Annotated in this window: 17 protein-coding genes; 5 read left to right on the plus strand and 12 right to left on the minus strand. The window is 50.6% G+C overall.

The window, feature by feature from the left end; genetic code table 11:
- Positions 1 to 29: 29 nt before the first annotated feature.
- Positions 30 to 1,409, minus strand: a complete 1,380-nt coding sequence (gene cysS / locus CCY32_RS15350; RefSeq protein ID WP_088332244.1) for a cysteine--tRNA ligase — start codon at positions 1,407 to 1,409, stop codon at positions 30 to 32.
- Between the two features lie 152 nt (positions 1,410 to 1,561).
- Between cysS and CCY32_RS15355 the strand changes: the two genes are divergently transcribed.
- Entirely contained in the window at positions 1,562 to 2,059 is a 498-nt protein-coding gene (locus CCY32_RS15355; RefSeq protein ID WP_088332246.1) for a peptidylprolyl isomerase, read from the plus strand.
- Positions 2,060 to 2,066: 7 nt separating this feature from the next.
- Complete coding sequence (gene lpxH / locus CCY32_RS15360) at positions 2,067 to 2,792, plus strand: UDP-2,3-diacylglucosamine diphosphatase (protein WP_088332248.1); 726 nt, start codon at positions 2,067 to 2,069, stop codon at positions 2,790 to 2,792.
- On the opposite strand, the gene miaE is transcribed toward lpxH, so the two are convergent.
- Complete coding sequence (gene miaE / locus CCY32_RS15365; protein WP_088332250.1) at positions 2,732 to 3,523, minus strand: tRNA isopentenyl-2-thiomethyl-A-37 hydroxylase MiaE; 792 nt, start codon at positions 3,521 to 3,523, stop codon at positions 2,732 to 2,734. The two genes, lpxH and miaE, sit on opposite strands and share 61 nt — an antisense overlap.
- 224 nt (positions 3,524 to 3,747) lie before the next feature.
- Here miaE and CCY32_RS15370 point away from each other — a divergent pair, with 224 nt between their 5' ends.
- On the plus strand, positions 3,748 to 5,364 hold the full coding sequence (locus CCY32_RS15370) for a Na+/H+ antiporter NhaC family protein (RefSeq protein WP_088332252.1): 1,617 nt from the start codon (positions 3,748 to 3,750) through the stop codon (positions 5,362 to 5,364).
- Between the two features lie 140 nt (positions 5,365 to 5,504).
- On the plus strand, positions 5,505 to 6,107 hold the full coding sequence (locus CCY32_RS15375; RefSeq protein WP_088332254.1) for a Yip1 family protein: 603 nt from the start codon (positions 5,505 to 5,507) through the stop codon (positions 6,105 to 6,107).
- An 89-nt stretch (positions 6,108 to 6,196) separates the two neighbouring features.
- On the opposite strand, the gene purF is transcribed toward CCY32_RS15375, so the two are convergent.
- The 6 genes from purF to truA form a co-directional block, all read right to left on the minus strand.
- Positions 6,197 to 7,711 (minus strand): amidophosphoribosyltransferase, encoded by a 1,515-nt coding sequence (gene purF, locus CCY32_RS15380; RefSeq protein ID WP_088332256.1) that lies wholly within the window; start codon positions 7,709 to 7,711, stop codon positions 6,197 to 6,199.
- 25 nt (positions 7,712 to 7,736) lie between these two features.
- Positions 7,737 to 8,234, minus strand: a complete 498-nt coding sequence (locus CCY32_RS15385) for a CvpA family protein (RefSeq protein WP_088332258.1) — start codon at positions 8,232 to 8,234, stop codon at positions 7,737 to 7,739.
- 87 nt (positions 8,235 to 8,321) lie between these two features.
- Entirely contained in the window at positions 8,322 to 8,969 is a 648-nt protein-coding gene (locus CCY32_RS15390; RefSeq protein WP_088332260.1) for an SPOR domain-containing protein, read from the minus strand.
- Positions 8,959 to 10,212 carry a bifunctional tetrahydrofolate synthase/dihydrofolate synthase gene (gene folC, locus CCY32_RS15395; RefSeq protein ID WP_088332262.1) on the minus strand — a complete coding sequence of 418 codons (1,254 nt, stop codon included), beginning with the start codon at positions 10,210 to 10,212 and terminating at the stop codon, positions 8,959 to 8,961. The genes CCY32_RS15390 and folC overlap by 11 nt, the downstream gene beginning before the upstream one ends.
- Positions 10,213 to 10,214: 2 nt before the next feature.
- Entirely contained in the window at positions 10,215 to 11,066 is an 852-nt protein-coding gene (accD, locus tag CCY32_RS15400) for an acetyl-CoA carboxylase, carboxyltransferase subunit beta (RefSeq protein ID WP_088332264.1), read from the minus strand.
- 131 nt (positions 11,067 to 11,197) lie between these two features.
- The gene (gene truA / locus CCY32_RS15405; protein WP_088332267.1) at positions 11,198 to 11,986 is read right to left on the minus strand and encodes a tRNA pseudouridine(38-40) synthase TruA; all 789 of its coding nucleotides are present in this window, start codon (positions 11,984 to 11,986) and stop codon (positions 11,198 to 11,200) included.
- 365 nt (positions 11,987 to 12,351) lie between these two features.
- Between truA and CCY32_RS15410 the strand changes: the two genes are divergently transcribed.
- Positions 12,352 to 12,738: a TerB family tellurite resistance protein gene (locus CCY32_RS15410; RefSeq protein WP_088332269.1), complete on the plus strand. Its 387-nt coding sequence runs from the start codon at positions 12,352 to 12,354 to the stop codon at positions 12,736 to 12,738.
- Between the two features lie 247 nt (positions 12,739 to 12,985).
- Here the strand turns inward: CCY32_RS15410 and CCY32_RS15415 are convergent, their stop codons facing one another.
- The 4 genes from CCY32_RS15415 to CCY32_RS15430 all read right to left on the minus strand — a co-directional run bounded on the left by CCY32_RS15415 (position 12,986) and on the right by CCY32_RS15430 (position 19,297).
- Positions 12,986 to 15,790: a FimV/HubP family polar landmark protein gene (locus CCY32_RS15415; RefSeq protein WP_088332271.1), complete on the minus strand. Its 2,805-nt coding sequence runs from the start codon at positions 15,788 to 15,790 to the stop codon at positions 12,986 to 12,988.
- Positions 15,791 to 16,287: 497 nt separating this feature from the next.
- The gene (locus CCY32_RS15420) at positions 16,288 to 17,304 is read right to left on the minus strand and encodes an aspartate-semialdehyde dehydrogenase (RefSeq protein WP_088332273.1); all 1,017 of its coding nucleotides are present in this window, start codon (positions 17,302 to 17,304) and stop codon (positions 16,288 to 16,290) included.
- Between the two features lie 5 nt (positions 17,305 to 17,309).
- A complete protein-coding gene (locus CCY32_RS15425; RefSeq protein ID WP_088332275.1) occupies positions 17,310 to 18,449 on the minus strand; it encodes a 4-phosphoerythronate dehydrogenase in 1,140 nt (379 codons plus the stop codon).
- 38 nt (positions 18,450 to 18,487) lie between these two features.
- Entirely contained in the window at positions 18,488 to 19,297 is an 810-nt protein-coding gene (locus CCY32_RS15430) for a transporter substrate-binding domain-containing protein (protein ID WP_088332277.1), read from the minus strand.
- Positions 19,298 to 19,345 lie beyond the last annotated feature (48 nt).

Consider the following 19,345-nt stretch of genomic DNA (forward strand, 5'->3'; position numbering starts at 1 on the left):
ACTGTGACGTCTCCGCCCCATCGGCTCCTTTATTTCCGTCTCCAGCTGGTTCCCCCGGGGCCATCTTCCAATTCAACGCCCATTGCACTAAGGGCATCACGGGCCGCATCGGCTGCTCCCCAGTCCTTACTTTTGCGGGCATCCGCACGCACCTGAATCAACCGCTCAATTTCGGCGACATCCTCACTCTTATGCTCGTCACTGCCTTGTAAAAACTGCTGTGGTGATTGCTGTAACAGCCCCAGCACGCCGCCAAGATGAATCAGTATTGCCGCCAGTCGAGGGGCCTCAGCGGCATCGGCCTTGTTGATGTCTCTGGCCAGTTCAAACAGCACCGAATAAGCTTCAGGGGTATTAAAATCATCATCCATGGCCTCGTCAAAACGCGCCTGATAACCGCCATAACTCAGGTCAACGTCTGCGGCTGGCGGGATGTCCCGCAGCGCGGTGTACAGGCGTTCCAGCGCTGCACGAGCCTGCAGAATATTGTTCTGCGAATAATTGAGCTGGCTGCGATAATGGGCACTGAGCAGAAAATAACGCAGTGTTTCAGCATCGTATTGTTTCAGCACATCCCGCAAGGTGAAAAAATTCCCCAACGACTTGGACATTTTTTCTTCATTTACCTGCACCATTCCGGTGTGCACCCAGTAATTGACATAAGGGGTATCAAAGGCACAGCAGGACTGCGCCACTTCATTTTCATGATGGGGAAAGATGAGATCCGATCCCCCGCCATGGATGTCGAAATGCTCGCCCAGGTGCTTGTGGTTCATCGCAGAACATTCTATGTGCCACCCTGGTCTGCCGTTCCCCCAGGGAGACTCCCAGCTGGGCTCCTGCGGTTTAGCCGACTTCCACAGCACGAAATCCAGCGGATCAGTTTTATCGGTATTCACTTCCACCCGCGAGCCTGCCTGCAACTGCTCCAGATCCTGCCCACTGAGCTTGCCGTAGTCCGCAAAGGTGCTGACATCAAACAATACGTCACCACTGTCCGCCTGATAAGCATGGCCCTTGTCCACCAACCGCTGTATGACCTGGATGATCTCCTCCATGTGCGTCGTCACCCGGGGTTCGATATCGGCAGGCAATAAACCGATAGCGTTGAAGTCTTCGTGCATCATGGAAATGGTACGTTCAATCAGGTCGGTAAATCCCTCCTGATTCTCCTGTGCGCGTTTGATAATCTTATCGTCAACATCGGTAATATTTCGCACATAGTTGACCTCATAGCCCCGGTGACGCAGGTATCTCACCATCATGTCGAAGCTAAGGTAAGTGCGGGCATGGCCCATATGACATAGGTCATAAACTGTAATACCACACACATATAACCCCACTTTACCTTCGTGCAGAGGTGTGAAACGCTCTTTCTGGCGCGTCCGGGTGTTAAATATGTGTAGCATAGGTCAACCTTCTAAATGGTAATGAATAACAGATTAGGCCGCGAATTTTACCCTAAGGCCCGGGTGCCTGCACCTCTAGTTTCCATTGCAAGTTTCCTGAACACGCCCTTTGGGATACACTGTCGCCGTATTTTTTTAATCAGGACACAACCATGACGGTAACACTGAACACCAATTATGGTCCCATTGAGCTGACCATGCTGGCCGACAAGGCTCCGGCCACTGTTGAAAACTTCCTTACGTACGCCCGCGAAGGGTTCTATGACAACACGATTTTTCATCGTGTGATCGACGGTTTCATGATTCAAGGCGGTGGCATGGAGCCGGGAATGCGCCAGAAAGAAACCAAAGCCCCGATTCAGAATGAAGCCAACAATGGCGTGGCCAATGCCAAAGGCACCGTGGCGATGGCCCGCACCAATGATCCCCATTCTGCGACCTGTCAGTTTTTTATTAACGTGGCTGACAACAACTTCCTTAATTTTCGCAGTGAAAGCATGGACGGCTGGGGATACTGTGTGTTTGCAGAGGTCAGCAATGGCATGGACGTGGTGGATAAAATTCGCAAAGTCGATACCGGCAGTGCCGGCATGCACCAGGATGTCCCCCTTGAGGAGGTCATTATTCAATCCGTTGAGATAAGCGAATAATCTCCATATGGGTCACACCCTGTTTATCGCCGATCTCCATCTGAGTGAAGACAGGCCCGATATCACTGCGGCATTTGATGGGTTTATGACCCATCAGGCCCCCCATGCCACAGCTTTATATGTGCTGGGGGACTTGTTTGAAGCCTGGATTGGGGATGATGACAACTCCCCCTTTAATCAACATATTAAGCAGACCTTCCGTTCCCTCACTGAACAGGGTGTGGCAGTTTACTTTATTCACGGCAACAGGGATTTCCTGATTGGTCCGCGTTTCGCCAGAGAAACGGGTGTTGAACTGTTACCGGAACAGCAGATCATCGATCTTTATGGTGAGAAAGTACTGATTATGCATGGTGACAGTCTGTGCACCCGGGATCATCGATACATGGCTTTTCGCAAAAAATCCCGCGGATGGTGGTGGCCTAGGCTGATGCTGAGCCTGCCGCTGTGGTACCGCCGCCGGGTGGCACGCAATGCGCGTAAAACCAGTGCGCTGCATCAGAAAAATCTGACCGAAAAGATTATGGATGTGACACCGTTAGAGGTTCTCAGAGTGATGGAGCAAGCCGGCGTAAAGACACTGATCCACGGCCACACTCACCGCCCCGCCATCCACCGGTTTGAACTCAATGGTCAACCTGCCCGGCGCATCGTACTCGGCGACTGGTACACTCAGAGTAGCGTATTAACCGTCTCAGCCGATTCAACCGAGCTGACCGGCGCGCCGCTGTGAAAGCGTAGCTGAGCGTCCGTGCTGAGTATCAGTTGCGCCTCTGTTTTCCCAAACAGCTGCACGCGGTCAGCAATATCCGCATCCGCAACCTTCTGTGCCAGTGTCAGGTAATCCTGAAAATGCCTGGCTTCGGATCGTAATAAGGACAAATAGAAATCCCCAAGCTCTTCGTCCACATGAGGTACCAGGGCTGCAAAGCGCTCACAGGAGCGAGCCTCTATATACGCACCACAAATCAGCTTATCCACCAGCTTGGCGGGTTCATGACTGCGTACTTTGTGCATCAGACCTTTGGCATAACGCGATGCGCTCAGGTTCACATAGTCAATCTCCCGTGCCTTCATAATCTCAACAACTTGCTGGAAGTGATGCAGCTCTTCTTTTATCAGCAACACCATTTTGTCGATGAGTTCATCTCCAAGACTGAATTCAGATTTGCCAATCAGTTTCTTGGACAAGCCGGTTTGCGCAAATTCCCCAGAGCCCACGCCCCGATACACAAAGTCCTCGTAAGGTTTTAGCCAGGCGAGCAATGCGTCACTGCTATTGTGATCCACCGCGTAAGTGCGCATCAACCACATGGCAGTTTGTGCGGCCTTAAGCTCACAGTTTGCGTGGTCAATCAGCAGTATTGCCAGGTGCTCAGGTTGTGTCGCCTGCTTTATCCAACTCACCGGCGTGGCACAATGTAAAAACCTGTTGATGGGCTGTAACAGCGTATCTGTATTCATAAAGACATCAAACCAACCGCAAAGCGGTGTATTTTAACGGGAATTCCCACAGTTTCAGCAGTTTTTGTGTTATTTCTCTCTTCCGGCTGCACCGAACGCGCCTGGCAAACAAACACCATCTTCTGCATCAAGGGTAAGACGCTGCTTAAGGTATGTACCCTATACTTTCGCTGCATTCTGAAAACTCGACTAGATTTAAAGTTGCTAAAACAACACTGTAAAACATGATGTTACCGAATCGATGGCGTTACTTGCTTACGACACTGGTTGTGCTGTCGTGTTGCCTGTTTGTCCTGCTAAGCGCGCCTTTTAACCCGCTTAAGCCTTCAATCATTGCACTACTCCCCCCTTTACTCGCCCTGACCTGCGCGTTTTTACTCAGACAGGTAACCCTGGCACTGGCAATGAGCCTTTGGTTTGGAGCCTGGGTTATGGGAGGTGCAAGTGGACAGGCAATTGTGCAAGGTTTTGTCGATGTGCCAGTTAAATATTTGGTTCTGGCCTTGTCTGAGACCGATCATATCTTACTGATACTGGTCACTGTTTTTATTGGCGGCATGATGTCGGTCATATACCAAAACGGTGGTATGAGCGGATTGGTTTACCGAATATCGCGCTGGGCAAATACCCCAAAACGCGCCCAATTGAGCGCCGCTACAATGGGGCTGGTGATATTTTTTGACGACTACGCCAATACCCTGCTCACCGGTAATACCATGCGGCCATTGATGGATAAGTTAAAGGTTTCCAGGGAGAAACTGGCTTATATTGTCGACTCAACAGCAGCCCCGATTGCTTCTCTGGCAGTGGTTTCGCTGTGGGTGGGGTTTCAGGTTGGGCTTATTGACTCAGCGACTGCAGCAATTGAGGGGCTGCCATCTCCCTTCGTGCTTTTTCTATATAGCCTGGGATACAGCTTCTATCCGATTCTGGCTGTGGTTTTTGTGTTTCTCATCGCGAGCAGTGGTCGGGATTTCGGCCCGATGCTCAAGGCAGAACGGCGCGCCCGGCAGGCCTCATCAACATCAGTCACAGTGACTTCTGAAGGGCCAGCCCAAGCGAGTGCCGATAACGCATGGGTCCCCATTGCCGGCATGGTGCTTACGATGATCCTCGGACTCTACATTAGCGGAGAGGGAAACACACTGATTGATATCCTCGGTAGTGCCGATCCTTTCAGGGCTCTGCTGGTTGCAGCATTCTTTGGCTCTGCGCTGGCCATTTTACTGTCGGTGTTACGAAGATTGATGAGTCTCGATGATGCCATAGCGTCCTGGATAAGCGGTGCCGCCTCAATAACCGGGGCATTGATCATCTTAATTCTCAGTTGGTCATTGGCAGTGCTGATCGAAGAGATGAATACCGTCGGCTATATTATCCCTTTACTCAGCGATACCCTCAGCGCACCATGGATACCAGCTATCGTCTTCATTATTGCCGCTGTCATCGCCCTGGGGACGGGATCTTCATGGGGAACCATGGCGATCCTGATGCCGATCGTTATCCCGCTTACCTGGGCCGTGATCTCTGACACACCGGATACCAACGTAAGTGAGCGTATGCCGATATTTTATTCAGCCATCTCTGCTGTGCTGGCAGGGTCGGTGTGGGGAGATCATTGCTCACCCATTTCTGATACCACTGTGCTGTCATCCATGGCCTGTCAATGCGACCACCTTGAACACGTGCGCACACAACTACCTTATGCGTTGCTGGTCGCCGCCATTGCCCTGGTATGTGGCACCTTACCGGTGGCATGGGGCCTACCCTGGTGGCTGGGTTTAACCGCTTGTGTCATAACGCTGCTAGTGTTTTTCAGGCTGCTATCCAAACCTCACTAAAAAATGGAACGGCTAAGCGTATAAGTTATGATTCAGGTCAAAAAATAGTGTTAATTTTTTGTTATTCTTATATCATCTTATTAACCTTGTGCGGGTGCACAAGATTATAAAAAACAGCTGTCTGCGCTAGAGAGGTAAGTATGATACTAAATCACCTGTGGGGCCTTTACGCCCACCCAAAAGAAGAGTGGCAGGATATTGAAAAACGCCATGAGAGCCTGTCTCATAGCCTGACACATATTCTGATCATTGCCCTGATCCCCTGTCTGACCAGTTATTACTCTGCGGCTCATCTGGGCTGGAGTATCGGTGTGGGCGATCTGATTAAGCTGACCCATGAAAGTGCCATGATGATGAGCATTGCCATGTATTTTGCGCTTATCGCGGGGGTGGCTGCACTGGCTTATCTGATTCAGTGGATGGCGACCACCTTTGATGCCAAACCCACCTTCACCCAATCATTGGAATTAGCCGCTTATACTGCCACGCCGTTATTTATGGTGGGCTTTGCTGCCCTTTATCCGGTGCTGTGGTTCGTGATGCTCGTGGGGCTTGCCGGGCTAACTTATTCGGTCTACCTGCTGTATTCCGGCACACCGATTATTATGCATATTCCTGAAGAGAAAGGCTTTATTTATGCCAGTTCAGTGGTCACCTGTGGATTAGTGCTGCTGGTAGTGATTATGGCCGCCTCAGTGATCCTTTGGAGTATGGGACTGGGCCCGCAATACATGGCAGGCTGATTAATTTAAAAACCATCCGAACAAACCTGAATAAAAAAGGCCAGTCAAAGACTGGCCTTTTTTAATTTTCGACAATGGCCAATGACAATCTAGTCTGAGCCCATGTTGTGCATTTCCAGGTTGCACAATTCCATTTGCGGTATTTGCTTGGCATTATCACTGCGTAACATATCCAGCCTGTTCAGATAGGCCTGATCCACATCGCCGGTAATATAGTTACCATCAAACACAGATGTCTCAAAGCGTGTGATCTGTGGATTTTCCTCTTTCACAGCCTCTACCAAATCTTCGATATCCTGAAAAATCAATCCATCCGCTTTAATCAGCTCACAGATTTCATCAATTTCACGGCCATAGGCAATCAGCTCGTTAGCTGAAGGCATGTCGATACCATAAACATTGGGAAAGCGGATTTCCGGCGCTGCTGAGGCAAAATAAACACGCTTTGCACCTGACTCTCTGGCCATGGTGATAATCTGTTCGGAGGTAGTCCCTCGCACAATCGAGTCATCTACCAACAGCACGTTCTTACCGGCAAACTCCGACGAGATTGCATTGAGTTTGCGCCGCACTGACTTTCTGCGCTGAGTCTGCCCCGGCATGATAAAGGTTCGACCGATGTAGCGGTTCTTCACAAAGCCCTGACGATAAGGAAGGTTCAATTCCTGAGCGATCTGCAGCGCAATATCATTGGACGTTTCCGGTATGGGAATGACCACGTCAATATCCAAATCTGCCCATTCTCTGGCAATTTTTTGTCCCAGTTTGCGCCCCATATTCACCCGCGAGGCATATACAGAAATCCCATCAATAAAAGAGTCAGGACGCGAGAAATAAACAAACTCAAAGATGCAGGGTGAATGAGAGGGATTATCGACACACTGACGCGTATGCAGTTGTCCGTCTTCAGTAATATAAATTGCCTCTCCCGGTGCCACATCCCGCACGAAGCTAAACCCAACCACATCTAATGCCACACTTTCCGAGGCCACCATATATTCATCGCCCAGTTCAGTCTGACGCTTGCCCAGCGCCAAAGGGCGAATGCCATTGGGATCGCGAAATGCGACCATGCCATTGCCGATGATCGCTGCGACCACGGCATAGGCACCTTTGATTTTTTTATGTACGGTTGTCACAGCCTCAAAGACATCTTCGGGCTGCAACGTCAGGCCCGAGCAGTTTTGCAGTTCATGGGCAAATATATTCAGTAACAGTTCTGAATCTGACGTGGTATTGATATGACGTCGGGCAATACGAAATACCTCATCAGAGAGCTCATGGGCATTGGTCAGATTACCGTTGTGGGCGAATGCGATACCAAAGGGTGAATTCACGTAAAAGGGCTGTGCCTCCGCAGAGCTTGAAGTGCCTGCAGTAGGATAGCGGGCATGGCCAATACCAAAATTACCGGTTAAGCGCTGCATATGGCGGCTATGAAACACATCTCGCACCAGACCGTTGGCCTTACGCAGATGAAACATGCCATTGTCTACGGTGACAATGCCGGCAGCGTCCTGTCCTCTATGTTGTAAAACGGTTAAACCATCATACAAAGCCTGATTTACCGGGCCTTTACCTACGATACCAAGGATACCACACATGCCAATTACCTATCAGTTAAAGAGCCTACGCTGGCTCTTCAGAGTTTAAAAAACTGGAATGGTTCTGCAAATATTCGAAGAACCACTCAATAACTACCCTAAATTCCGGGATCAGCATGGATTGCTGCCACCACTGTGAATCCGGAAATGCCGTAAAGGCGTCCATAAAAAACAGTAGTGCGCTGACGATAAGCGCACCTCGTAATAATCCAAATACCGCCCCAAGTGCCCTATCGGTACCGGATAGTCCGGTATACTGCACCATCTGACTCACCACATAGTTAAGCAGACCGCCTAATACCAGGGTTACCACGAAAAGAATCGCGATGGCGACGGCACTGCGGATCATCGGATCAGAAAAATTTGTAAGATGACTGGCTAAGTCCAGATAAAATTGACTGGCGATAAAAAAGGCGGCAAACCATACGGCAAGCGAGATTGCCTCTTTCACAAATCCCCTGACAAGACTAATCAGGGTGGACAGGGCGATAATGCCCAGAATGCAGTAGTCGATCCAATTCATGCCGTTTTTCGATTGAAAATTGCCGGGCGCATTCTAACAAAAGGCCACAGGAAAATCTCAATTATCCGCAGCCTAAATATTGCCTGACTATTCAACGGAGTAAGCCGTCACTTTACCCTGCAGTCCGGTCAGTTCATTCAGTGCCGGCAGGCGCTGCTCCAGTGCGGTTTTTTGCACATCAGGACCGACAAATACTTTGGTCAGGGTACCAGAGCTGGTCTGCACCTGTCGGCTGAATGTCCTGTACCCTCCATCTTTAAGCTTATTCATCAACTCGGCAACATTTTTCTGATGACGAAAACTACCGAGCTGGATAACCCAGGCCCCCTGCTCTGCCGCGACCTTGTCCTCTACCGGGTAATCTTCTACCTGCGGCTGCGTTTGTTCTGCCCCGCTGTCATCTGTCGCAGTGGCCTGGATCCTGTTGTTGGGCTCGGCAATGTCTTGTTCACCCGCCTTCACGGGGTCATCTACAGCCACTTCATCCACCACTTCCACCTGACGCGTCACCCTCTCTTCCACCTGCTTGCGGGGGAAGGCTCCGGGCGCCTCAATCTCAATGGTTTTGGGGCGCTCCGGTAACGCCACAAAGGTATCCTGGTGCGACACTTTCTCACCATCCAGAATGTCAGGTAAAAAAATGACTGCCAGTGCCACCAAAATGACCGTTCCCACCAGACGGTTCTGAAATGCAGAACCGCCTCGTGGCGTAGTTTTGTCAACGCTATCCGTCATGTTCCGGCTCCAAGACTGCTGCCAGGGTCACGAAAGACCCGAATACTAATATCAAATCGTCTTCATCCGCTGCGGCTTTCGCCCCCGCCAACGCAGATTTTACATTATCGAAGGTAGAGATATTGTCGTTTTCATGCAGGTAACTGGCAAGTGTTGTGGCACTCGCCGCGCGCGGGCCCTCTAAATCGGCCAGATACCAGTTTGGCTCAAAGGGTCGCAACAGGTTCAGGCATCCCTCAATATCCTTATCTTTGAGCATACCTACAACCAGATGCAGTTTGCGCCAATGGCGGAGCCTGAGCTGTTCACACAAATAGGATACGGCCTGAGTGTTGTGTGCCACATCTACCAACACATCAGGCTTTCGACTGAGTAACTGACAGCGTCCGGGCACCCTGACCTGTTCGAACAGCAGATCCACATCCAACGCTGACAAATGTTCGGTCAACTCCAGCACTTTAAGGGCCGTCGCCGCGTTGGGAGCAGGTATATGAGGCACGCGACTGGTAATCTCAAGTCCTGAATCGGATTGCCAGACAAAGGCGTCTGCTTGCAACTGATATCTGAATGACGTCCCCTGCCAGTACGCCTGCGTGGTCATATGTTTGACGACATCGATTAATGCAACAGGTGGGTGCGGCTCTCCTATGACGGCCACTTTGTTGTGCCGCAGGATCCCCGCCTTTTCAACGCCAATCTGCTCTCTGTCAGTGCCCAGGTATTCCTGATGATCCAGTCCAATAGTGGTAATCACAGCGATATCGGCATCAATGATATTTACCGCATCCAGACGCCCCCCCAGGCCCACCTCAAGGATAAGGTAGTCCGGCTTCGCTTCGGCCATCAGCACCAACGCAGCCAGCGTACCAAATTCAAAATACGTCAGCGTGATATCGCCTCTGGCCTTCTCCACCCTTGAAAATGCATCACAGTGTGACTGAGCAGAGAGTAGCTGGTGGTTCACTCTCACCCGCTCCCGATAGTCCAGCAAATGCGGAGAGCTGTATACGGCGGTTGTTTGTCCCGCTTGCATCAATCCCTGCTCAATCATGGCACAAGTTGTGCCTTTACCATTTGTTCCCGCGACAGTAATGACCTGGCTGCGATGCAAATCCAGATCAAGGCGTTCATAGACCAGACGGATGCGATCCAGCCCCATATCAATGGAAGCCGGATGGATAGATTCAAGGTATGACAGCCAGCCGCTGAGATCCTGCGGCTGACCTGAAGATGGTGGGGTCATTATCAGTGGTGCTGATGGTGCAACTTGCTTAGCACACTGTAGAGCTTGTCACGCATTTGACGACGATCCACGATCATATCGATGGCCCCTTTTTCAAGCAGGAATTCACTGCGCTGAAAACCAGGGGGTAAAGTCTCACGGACCGTCTGCTCAATTACACGAGGGCCCGCAAAACCAATCAGGGCTTTAGGCTCTGCAACATTCACATCACCCAGCATCGCCAGACTGGCGGATACGCCACCCATAGTTGGGTCGGTCAATACAGAAATATACGGCAGGCCTTTCTCACTGAGTCTGGCCAGTGCTGCACTGGTTTTAGCCATCTGCATCAGAGACAGCAGCGCTTCCTGCATACGGGCCCCACCACTGGTGGAAAAACACACCAGCGGCATATTGTTTTCAATACAGCACTCTACCGCTTTAACGAAACGAGCACCGACCACAGACGCCATAGAGCCGCCCATAAAGGCAAATTCAAACGCTGCAACCACCACTGGCATGCCATTGAGCTTTCCTCTGACTACCACCAGCGCATCTTTCTCATTGGTGCTTTTTTGGGCCGCAGTAATACGGTCTTTGTATTTTTTGGAATCTCTGAACTTGAGAATATCCTGCGGCTCCAGTTCTTCGCCCAGCTCCTGGCGCTCTCCTTGATCCAGGAAGCTATTGATTCTGGCCCGGGCACTGATGCGCATGTGGTTATCGCACTTGGGGCACACTTCCAGCTGACGCTCCAACTCCTGACGATAGAGTGTGGCGCCACACTGATTACATTGGGTCCAGACGCCTTCTGGCACATTAGCTTTGCCTGAAGAGGATTGGGTTCGGGGTAGAATTTTCTGAATCCAGCTCATGGAGATCCTTCACATGCTTTTAAACAATTAAATTTAGCACTGATTGTCAGCGTCATAACGCTGTAATGAATAACACGCCATTTTGGCGCCATTAAAGCATAAATCCAACGTAAACCGAAAAAAAACTGGTCTTAACAGTCCGTTAAAAATAACGGTCCTGGCACCGCTTTTGGCAAATTAAATGAATCCGGATACGTGACTTCAACCAGATACAAACCATTGGGTTTAGCGGTAGCGGCCGCTTTTGCCCGATCTTTGCCAAGCAGCAAACGCTGCATCCACTCTATCGGTTGGCGGCTGCAGCCTATTTCCAACAATGAGCCGGTAATATTGCGCACCATATGGTGCAAAAACGCATTCGCCTTAATTTCCAGCACCACATAATCACCCTGACGCCACAGCCGCAAAGCAGTCACGTGGCGAAACGGACTCTTTGACTGACAAATCGACGCTCTGAAGGCACTGAAGTCATGTTCACCGAGTAAACATTGTGCCGCCTGCTGCATCCTATCCACATCCAGAGGCCGGTGATAATGGGTCACACCCTGGCGCAATATACCGGGGCGGTTGGGATGGTTATAGATAATATAACGATAGCGTCGCGCTGTGGCAGAAAAGCGGGCATGGAAATCCTCATCCACCTGATGCGCCCACTTCACGGCGATGCTATCCGGTAAATTAGCATTCATGCCCATGGTCCAGGCACGCATGGGTCGCTCGGCCTGCACGTCAAAATGTACAACCTGCCCCGTCGCATGCACGCCTGCATCGGTGCGCCCTGCGCATTGCAATTCAATGGGCTGATCGGCAATGCGGCTCAGAGCCACTTCCAGCTCCTGCTGGATACTGTTGACCTCTTGTTGACGCTGCCAGCCATAATAACCGGCGCCATCGTATTCTATGCCAAGAGCAATACGCATGCGTGTTTTTATTCCCGTTTCAGTTTGCCGGGGAGTATACCAAAGCAGGTGTGCGATGTGGGTCCGCCGCGCAGAGATTTTTTATATGACTTGGAAAAACCCTACACAGAGCCTGACAATAAACAAATCAGGAATATCTGAATGATCCGCTCATATTCAATGCAGTATAAAGCAACATAGACTTAAAATCGGTTTTAGTGCTCCTGCAACCTATAGTTGTGACAAAACCTGCAACCTCATCAACATCTCGCTGTCCAATTAACGGCAAAAAGCGTTGATCGGGTCTGTGGGGGCGATCTCGCTCAGCGTCATAAACCAGCACTACTGCATAACTCTGTTACCTGGCAACCGTTGAAGGCGTCAAAATGAAGTTAACTGAACAACAGTATTTTAATGAAGCTCTGATAAAACTCTCTGTACTACTCTATCAGGTCGATGGAAAGGTAAGCCTGAGTGAGCAGGACTATCTTGAACAGATGATAGAGGGTTTAGACTGGTGCAGTACGATTTCTAAATCCGCTTTTGTTAATGAGGCGATACATATGGCTCGCCAGGTATCCGATATTGATGACGGTAAGGCCTTCATTCGCTCACTCAGTGATGATTTAAATCAGGATGCCGATAAAACACTGGAAGTGGCAATGGCACTGACAGTTGTTGATGGGGAGCGCAGTGAACGAGAAACTGAGCTGCTGAGTTATCTGACTCACAAAGTGCTCGGTAAAGCCCTGACTAAGACCATTGAGCAGTAGGTGCGCTAACGCGAGTAACCCTGTTCAGTAGTAAAGTACGACAAGTCCCATCCACATGCATTGTATTAGTCCCGACTTCGTCTGACGGAAACCTGTCACTACGCCGGGAGTGCAAAGAAAAGATCTGAAAGGGGCGCAAGATTGCGCCGTTCTCCGGCGGGTCTTTTCAGGGCCAATACTGTACGGAGCGAACAGCCTGATTCATGTGATATCGGATTGATTGAATCCCACACCGTCCAGCTAATACTCAGAGCAGTTTATCCAATATCGATTTGGCTTCTTCTTGCTGCTCTTCATCACCTTTTTCCACCACCTGCTGCAACAGTTCGATGGCAGATTCATTGTCATCCATTTCCAGATAGGCCCTGGCCAGATCAAGTTTGGCACCCATGCCATTGTCACTGTCGACATCCACCATCGCTTCATCTTCATCGCCATCCGTGTCCAGTGCAGAGTCCAGATTCAGGGTCTTTTCGTGTGAGTCGTCTTCTTCCGCCTCTACGCTCTCATTGAGCAGGGCATCGATATCCAAAAAGTCGTCTTCACTTTCTGCCAGCGGTGCAGGTTCTTCAGGTTCGGCAAGCTGTTCATTGAGCAGCGTTTCAATATCCAGATCGGTCTCTTCGTCAGATTCCTGTTCCATCGACTCGAGCATTTCATCAAAGTCTGATGATTCGAGTTCATCCAGCACCTCATCATCTTCGGCTTTGGCTTTACCTTGCTTTTCCTGTTCGTGATTTTCTAACCAGTCACCCAAATCTGGCAGCTCGTTGAGCTCTTTTTCCAGCTCCTCATCCACCTGCTGACGTGCTTTCTTATCCTCTTCAGATTCGGTTTGAGGCTCTTCGCTGTCAGTGTCATCTTCGGCTTGCGTGGGAGCCGCGTCTTGCTCTATTCCCTCTGCCTCGTTTTCAGGCTCCTCAGCAGACATTTCCTCCTGCTCAAAGTCGTCATCGAGTATCGCATCCAGCTCCTGCTCAGAAACCTCTTCGTCTTCATCACCGCTAAGGTTCTGATCTTTGTCTGTGGTCTGGGTATCCGACTTGGCCGTGTCGGTGTCTGCATCGAGGCTTTCTTCACTGTCCTTGGCCTCAACCTGCTCATCAACCTGTTGTGAATCGTCCGCTTCTTCTGATACTGAGTCTTCTGCCTCTGGCGATGACTGCGCTGCAGTGGCGTCCTCATCTTCGGCCCCGGCTTGTGTTTCAGTGTCTGCTTCGGGCTGTTCTTCTGCACTGAGTTCATCAAGCAACTCATCGGAAATGGCATCCTGAGGATCATCTTGCTCGGCACTGTCACCGCTCTCACCGTCTGTCAGCTCTTCGAGCAACTCATCAGACAGTTCATCCTGTACGTCGCTATCATCCGCGCCTTCTTCGTCTTGCTCATCAGAGAGTTCTTCGAGCAATTCATCTGAGAGCTCATCCTGCATGGTATCGGCTTGTTCAAGCTCGCCCAGTAACTCGTCCGTTAAGTCATCCAGCTCTTTATTTTTACTGGATATTTCTTCATCCAACTCACTGACCAGTTCATCACTGAGCTGTTCGCTCTTTTCGAGTTTAGATACAAAGTCATCGGCTTCGTCTTCCTCAGCGCCGGTGTCTTTGGCTACAGGCTCATCCAGTAACTCATCGATACTGATCTCCGGTTTCTCATCACCCGCATCCTCAGTATCTGCAGATTCCTTCCCGGGCTTATCGCCGTCTTCACCCTCAGAAACATCAAAATCTTCCAGTTCATCAAACTCGCTGTCAGCATCTTCATCGCCGCCGGTAGCTTCTTGCTCTGGCGATTCTGCTGCGCCTTGCTCCTCGAGTTCTGACAAATCAATGGCTTCTTCGTCATCATCTTCGGCAAAAAGATCATCTAGATCGTCCTGGTCCAGTCCCATCTGATCATCTGAATCCGCCTGCGGCGACTCGTCATCATCGTCTTCCGGCACCAGCATTTCATCAGACAAATCATCGAAATTTTCCAGCTCATCTTCCAATGCTGCATCCAGAGACTCCTCCAGCTCATCGGTCAGCACATCATCGAGCAATTCCTCACCAAAGAGGTCATCGTCATCATCTTCATCTGGCTCAGGTTCATCGAAGTCATCGGACATTTCTTCGGTCAGTGCGTCTGACAAATCATCCATTTCGTTGTCCGGCGCCGGGGCTGGCGCAGAAGCGGCCTTCTTATCAGCAACAGGGGCCGCGGCCGGTTCAGACTGACGGCGTCTGAGCCACATAAATAACCCACCCAGCAGCAACAGAGACGGCACGATACCCGCCGCGATTTTCAATGCCGGATGCTGATACCACTTTTGCTGCTGCTCTTTGGCCTGCTGAGCTTCTGATCTAGCCAGAAGCTCATTCTGCAATGCCAACAGTTGCCCCATCTGTTGCTGGATTTCACCTTCCTGACCGATTCGGTTGCGTAACTCTTCGATATCCTGATTAACCGCATCAAGGCGACCGTAAACCCGTTCATTGTCATCCAACAACGCCTGAACCGATTCAATGGAGGCAGCAATTTGCCGTCTTAGTTGCTCAAACTCGTTACGATTTTGCCGATCCAGGTTAGTCAGTCGCTCTTCAAGTGCCTGACGTGCAGCGGAGAGATCATCTGTGCTGGCAACCTGTTTTACGGGTTTGATATTGGTGGCTGAGTTGGGCGTACCTCGGGATTGCATCCAGCGCTGTTCATCTTGTTCAGCCCGGCGCTTGGCTTCTTCGGGATCAATGCGGGAAATATAGGCTTCACTGGGAAGCTTGAGCATTGAGCCATCCACCATCAGATTCAGATTCTGTTGCTCAAATGCCTCAGGGTTAAGCTGATAAATGGCCTCCATGACCTGATAGATACTCAAGGCATTATTTTGTCGATACCGACGGGCGATACTCCAGAGGGTGTCACTGGACTCAATCGGACCGTATTCAACACCAGAATACTGACGGGTCGAGTTCTTTGGACCTTTAATTTGTACTTGCTGAAAATCAGAGGCCAACAGGATGCTAGACGACAAGTAACATGCCAAACCCACTATCAGCAATTGTCGCATTCTCATAGTTGTCCTTGTCGCCCCGAAAAATGGAAAAGCAAACCCATAATGGGGTTTGTCAGTTATAAATTTTTATAAGTTTGCCAGCATCTTACAATCAGTCTGTGGATTCTGACATTCCCATGACTATCCCACAAGACCCAGCAAATAGCGTTCCAACAGGAACTATAAACCAGATGGATTGGCTGATCCATAAAGCCATGGGTATTGGTGATGGAAAATCCCATTAACCAGCATATCGGCCAGTTTACGCTTTCATTGAGCCTCAGGTGCCATGGGGTTGTGAAACAGGTCCCTGATTTGACGGCCAAACAGGTATTGAGTCATCAATGTTAAACGGGCGTAATGACGACGAGCAGCGCACACAGGACGATCACAATGACCAAGGTTATAGATATTGATGAGAGCTAAATAAGAAGACTTATAGCAACAATATCCACTGTCGGCTTACTGCAGAAGGTATAAAAAGGCCCGGCAATGGCCGGGCCTTTCGCTGAACGGGTTTACATATAATCGCGAATAAGCACTTCAGCAATCTGGATACTGTTGGTGGCGGCCCCTTTACGAACATTATCCGATACCACCCAAAGATTGATGCCGTTGGGATGAGAGAAATCCTGTCGCACCCGTCCCACAAATACCTCGTCCTTACCGCTGGCATTGCTCACCTGAGTGGGGAAGTCTCCAGGCTCACGCATCAGCACCACACCCGGGGCGTTTTCGAGCAGGTTTTTAACCTCTTCAACATCAATAGGCTGACGGGTCTCAAGATGAATGGCTTCGCCATGACCGTAGAAGACCGGTACCCTTACCGCGGTTGCGTTTACCCGGATACTTTCATCCCCCATTATTTTTTGGGTTTCCCAATGCATTTTCATCTCTTCTTTGGTGTAGTCATTGTCCTGAAATACATCAATCTGAGGGATTACATTAAAGGCAATCTGACGACTGAAAGCACTGGGTTTAATCTCTTTTGAACTCAGCAGGTCGGCTGTCTGACGGGCTAACTCTTCCATCGCGGACTTACCCGCTCCGGATACAGACTGGTAGGTGGCCACGTTAATGCGATCAATGCCTACTGCATCCTGGATGGGCTTTAAGGCCACCAGCATCTGAATGGTGGAGCAATTCGGGTTCGCAATAATATTGCGATTGCGAAAATCCGCCAGTGCATGGGCGTTCACTTCAGGCACCACCAGAGGAATATCGGGCTCATAACGGTATTGAGAGGTATTATCAATCACCACACACCCGGCTTCTGCTGCTTTGGGTGCATACTTAGCAGAAACACTTCCCCCTGCGGAGAAAAACCCTAGCTGCACCTGTGACCAGTCGAATGTCTCGGCGTCCAGCACCTGCACATCTTTACCCTTGAAGGTTACCGTACCACCCGCAGAGCGTGCACTGGCCAGGGGATAGAGTTTATTGATAGGAAAATCTCTTTGTTCGAGAATTTCAATCATATGCTGGCCTACCAGGCCGGTAGCACCTAAAACGGCAACATCAAAAGCACGGGACATGCGGGTCACTCTCCTATTGTGGGGTTAACAGAAAATCCGAGGCCTAAGATTGCCTCTGTCATCGCGGAATTTCCAGTGCAAACTGACGCGGATGCAAATTCTCTTCTTATAGCATAGTGCTTGCGGATATATTCAAACTCAGCGGGCCCGGTTACGCTGACACGAAAATCCTTGTCATCACGGCGGATATCATAAACCGAAAACACCAACCGACCGAGCGCCTCCTGGGGCGACAATGCCGAGTCTGGGTAAAGCAGGTCTGTTTGCGGGGCTGGTAAAAAATCCTCGAGCCGATGGCGCCTGGGCAAGTTAAGGTACTCAGCCAGCCGCTGATACAGAATCTCAGTGCCACGGGCTTTGCCCTCAAGGGTATGGCCGGCAATATGCGCTGTTGCCAGTTGTGTATAGGGTATCAATCCGGTGCGTATTGCCGGTTCGTTTTCCCACACGTCCATGACCAGCATAGGGTGAGTGCCGCTGTGGCACAGTTCGAGCAGTGCCTGGTTATCCACCACTTCACCACGACAGGCGTTAATCAGGACCTGGTGAGGCTCCAGACTGGACAGCAGCATCTGATCAAACAGATGGCGGGTAGGATAAGGGCCACTATCCACCAGCGGTACATGTAAGCTGATGATGTCGCAGGCCATAATGTCCGGCATATCCACAAAAGAACGGGGATCACCGGCCTCCGCCAGCGGCGGATCACACAGACGATAGTCCATACCCAGGGCTTTAAGCTTTTGGCTTAGCGCACTCCCCACTTGTCCTGCACCCACAATGCCGACACATTTTTCGGTCAGGTCCCAGTGATGTTTTAACGCCAGCGCGAATAAACTGCTGATGACGTATTCCGCCACCGCCACCGCATTGCATCCGGGCGCTGCCGACCAGGGTATCTGACGCTGTTGTAAATAGGCCGTATCCAGATGGTTAAAGCCCGCAGTCCCCGTTCCGACAAACTTCAACTTGTCACATTTGCTTAGCAGTGCTGCATTGACTTTTGTGGTGGAACGGGTAAGCAGAATATCTGCATCACGCAGGGTATCCGCCTCAACAGTACTGCCACTGAACAGACACACTTCACCCCAATCACTAAAAAATGCTCTGGCATACAACAGGCTATCTTCGCAGTAGATCTTCATGAACACAGGTAAAGGTAAATCAGGGGGCGTATTCTGCCTTATTTGAAGCCGAGCGTCTGCACGTATTGCGCTATTTGCCTGTCATTGAACCGATGTTGTCTGAGAATGGTGTGCAGCTGACCGCTATCATGTAACTGTCTGACACCTTGCTCAAACAGGGTTTTCCACTGCGTCGCGGAGGTGTCTTTACGGGGAAACGCAAGGTGCAGGGCATGGGAGGACAAAGCTGGCTCAACAAACTCTATGGGACTGGTTTCAGCCAACTTACTCAGCTTGTCGTCATGCTCCAGCCAGTAGAACCCCACTTCACGTGTCCCGGCAACCAGATCCACTCGACCTCGGAGCAATAGTTGCAGGCTGGTGACCAGCTGATTGGTTTCACTCACCTGTAAACGGGGATACTTACGCAGGGTCTCGCTGACCATATCCAGTTCCGCCACACTGATACGAAAGCGCTCCAGGGAAGAGAGATCCCCATCAAAAACAATCTTGCGGTTTGCTTTTTGCCTGAAAAAGCCGCTGGTTGCAGCAGCAATCGGCTGGCTGTAGAGGTAATCACGAGCACGTGCCTGACTGTAAAACGCACCGAGCACTGCCGTTCTTTGCCCGGAGGCCGTCAGGCGCATCGCTCTTGGCCAACTGGTGAATTCCAGTGATGCGTCAATTCCCTGGGTTGACAGCGCCGCATGCGTCACCTGCCACAACCACCCCTGTTGCGGCAGTTGCGGGGCAAAATACGGCGGGAATGGCTCGGTGACAATCTGCCACGTGTTAGCCAATGCCCCAACCGACATCAAGCCAGCAACCAACCCAAGGGTCATAGATTGCCACAGGTTTTTACGCTTCATACTCGACAAACACTAACTCCAGAGGATATGACGGCGTCCGTGCACGTT

The sequence above is a fragment of the Lacimicrobium sp. SS2-24 genome, assembly GCF_002201535.1.
GTDB lineage: Bacteria > Pseudomonadota > Gammaproteobacteria > Enterobacterales > Alteromonadaceae > Lacimicrobium.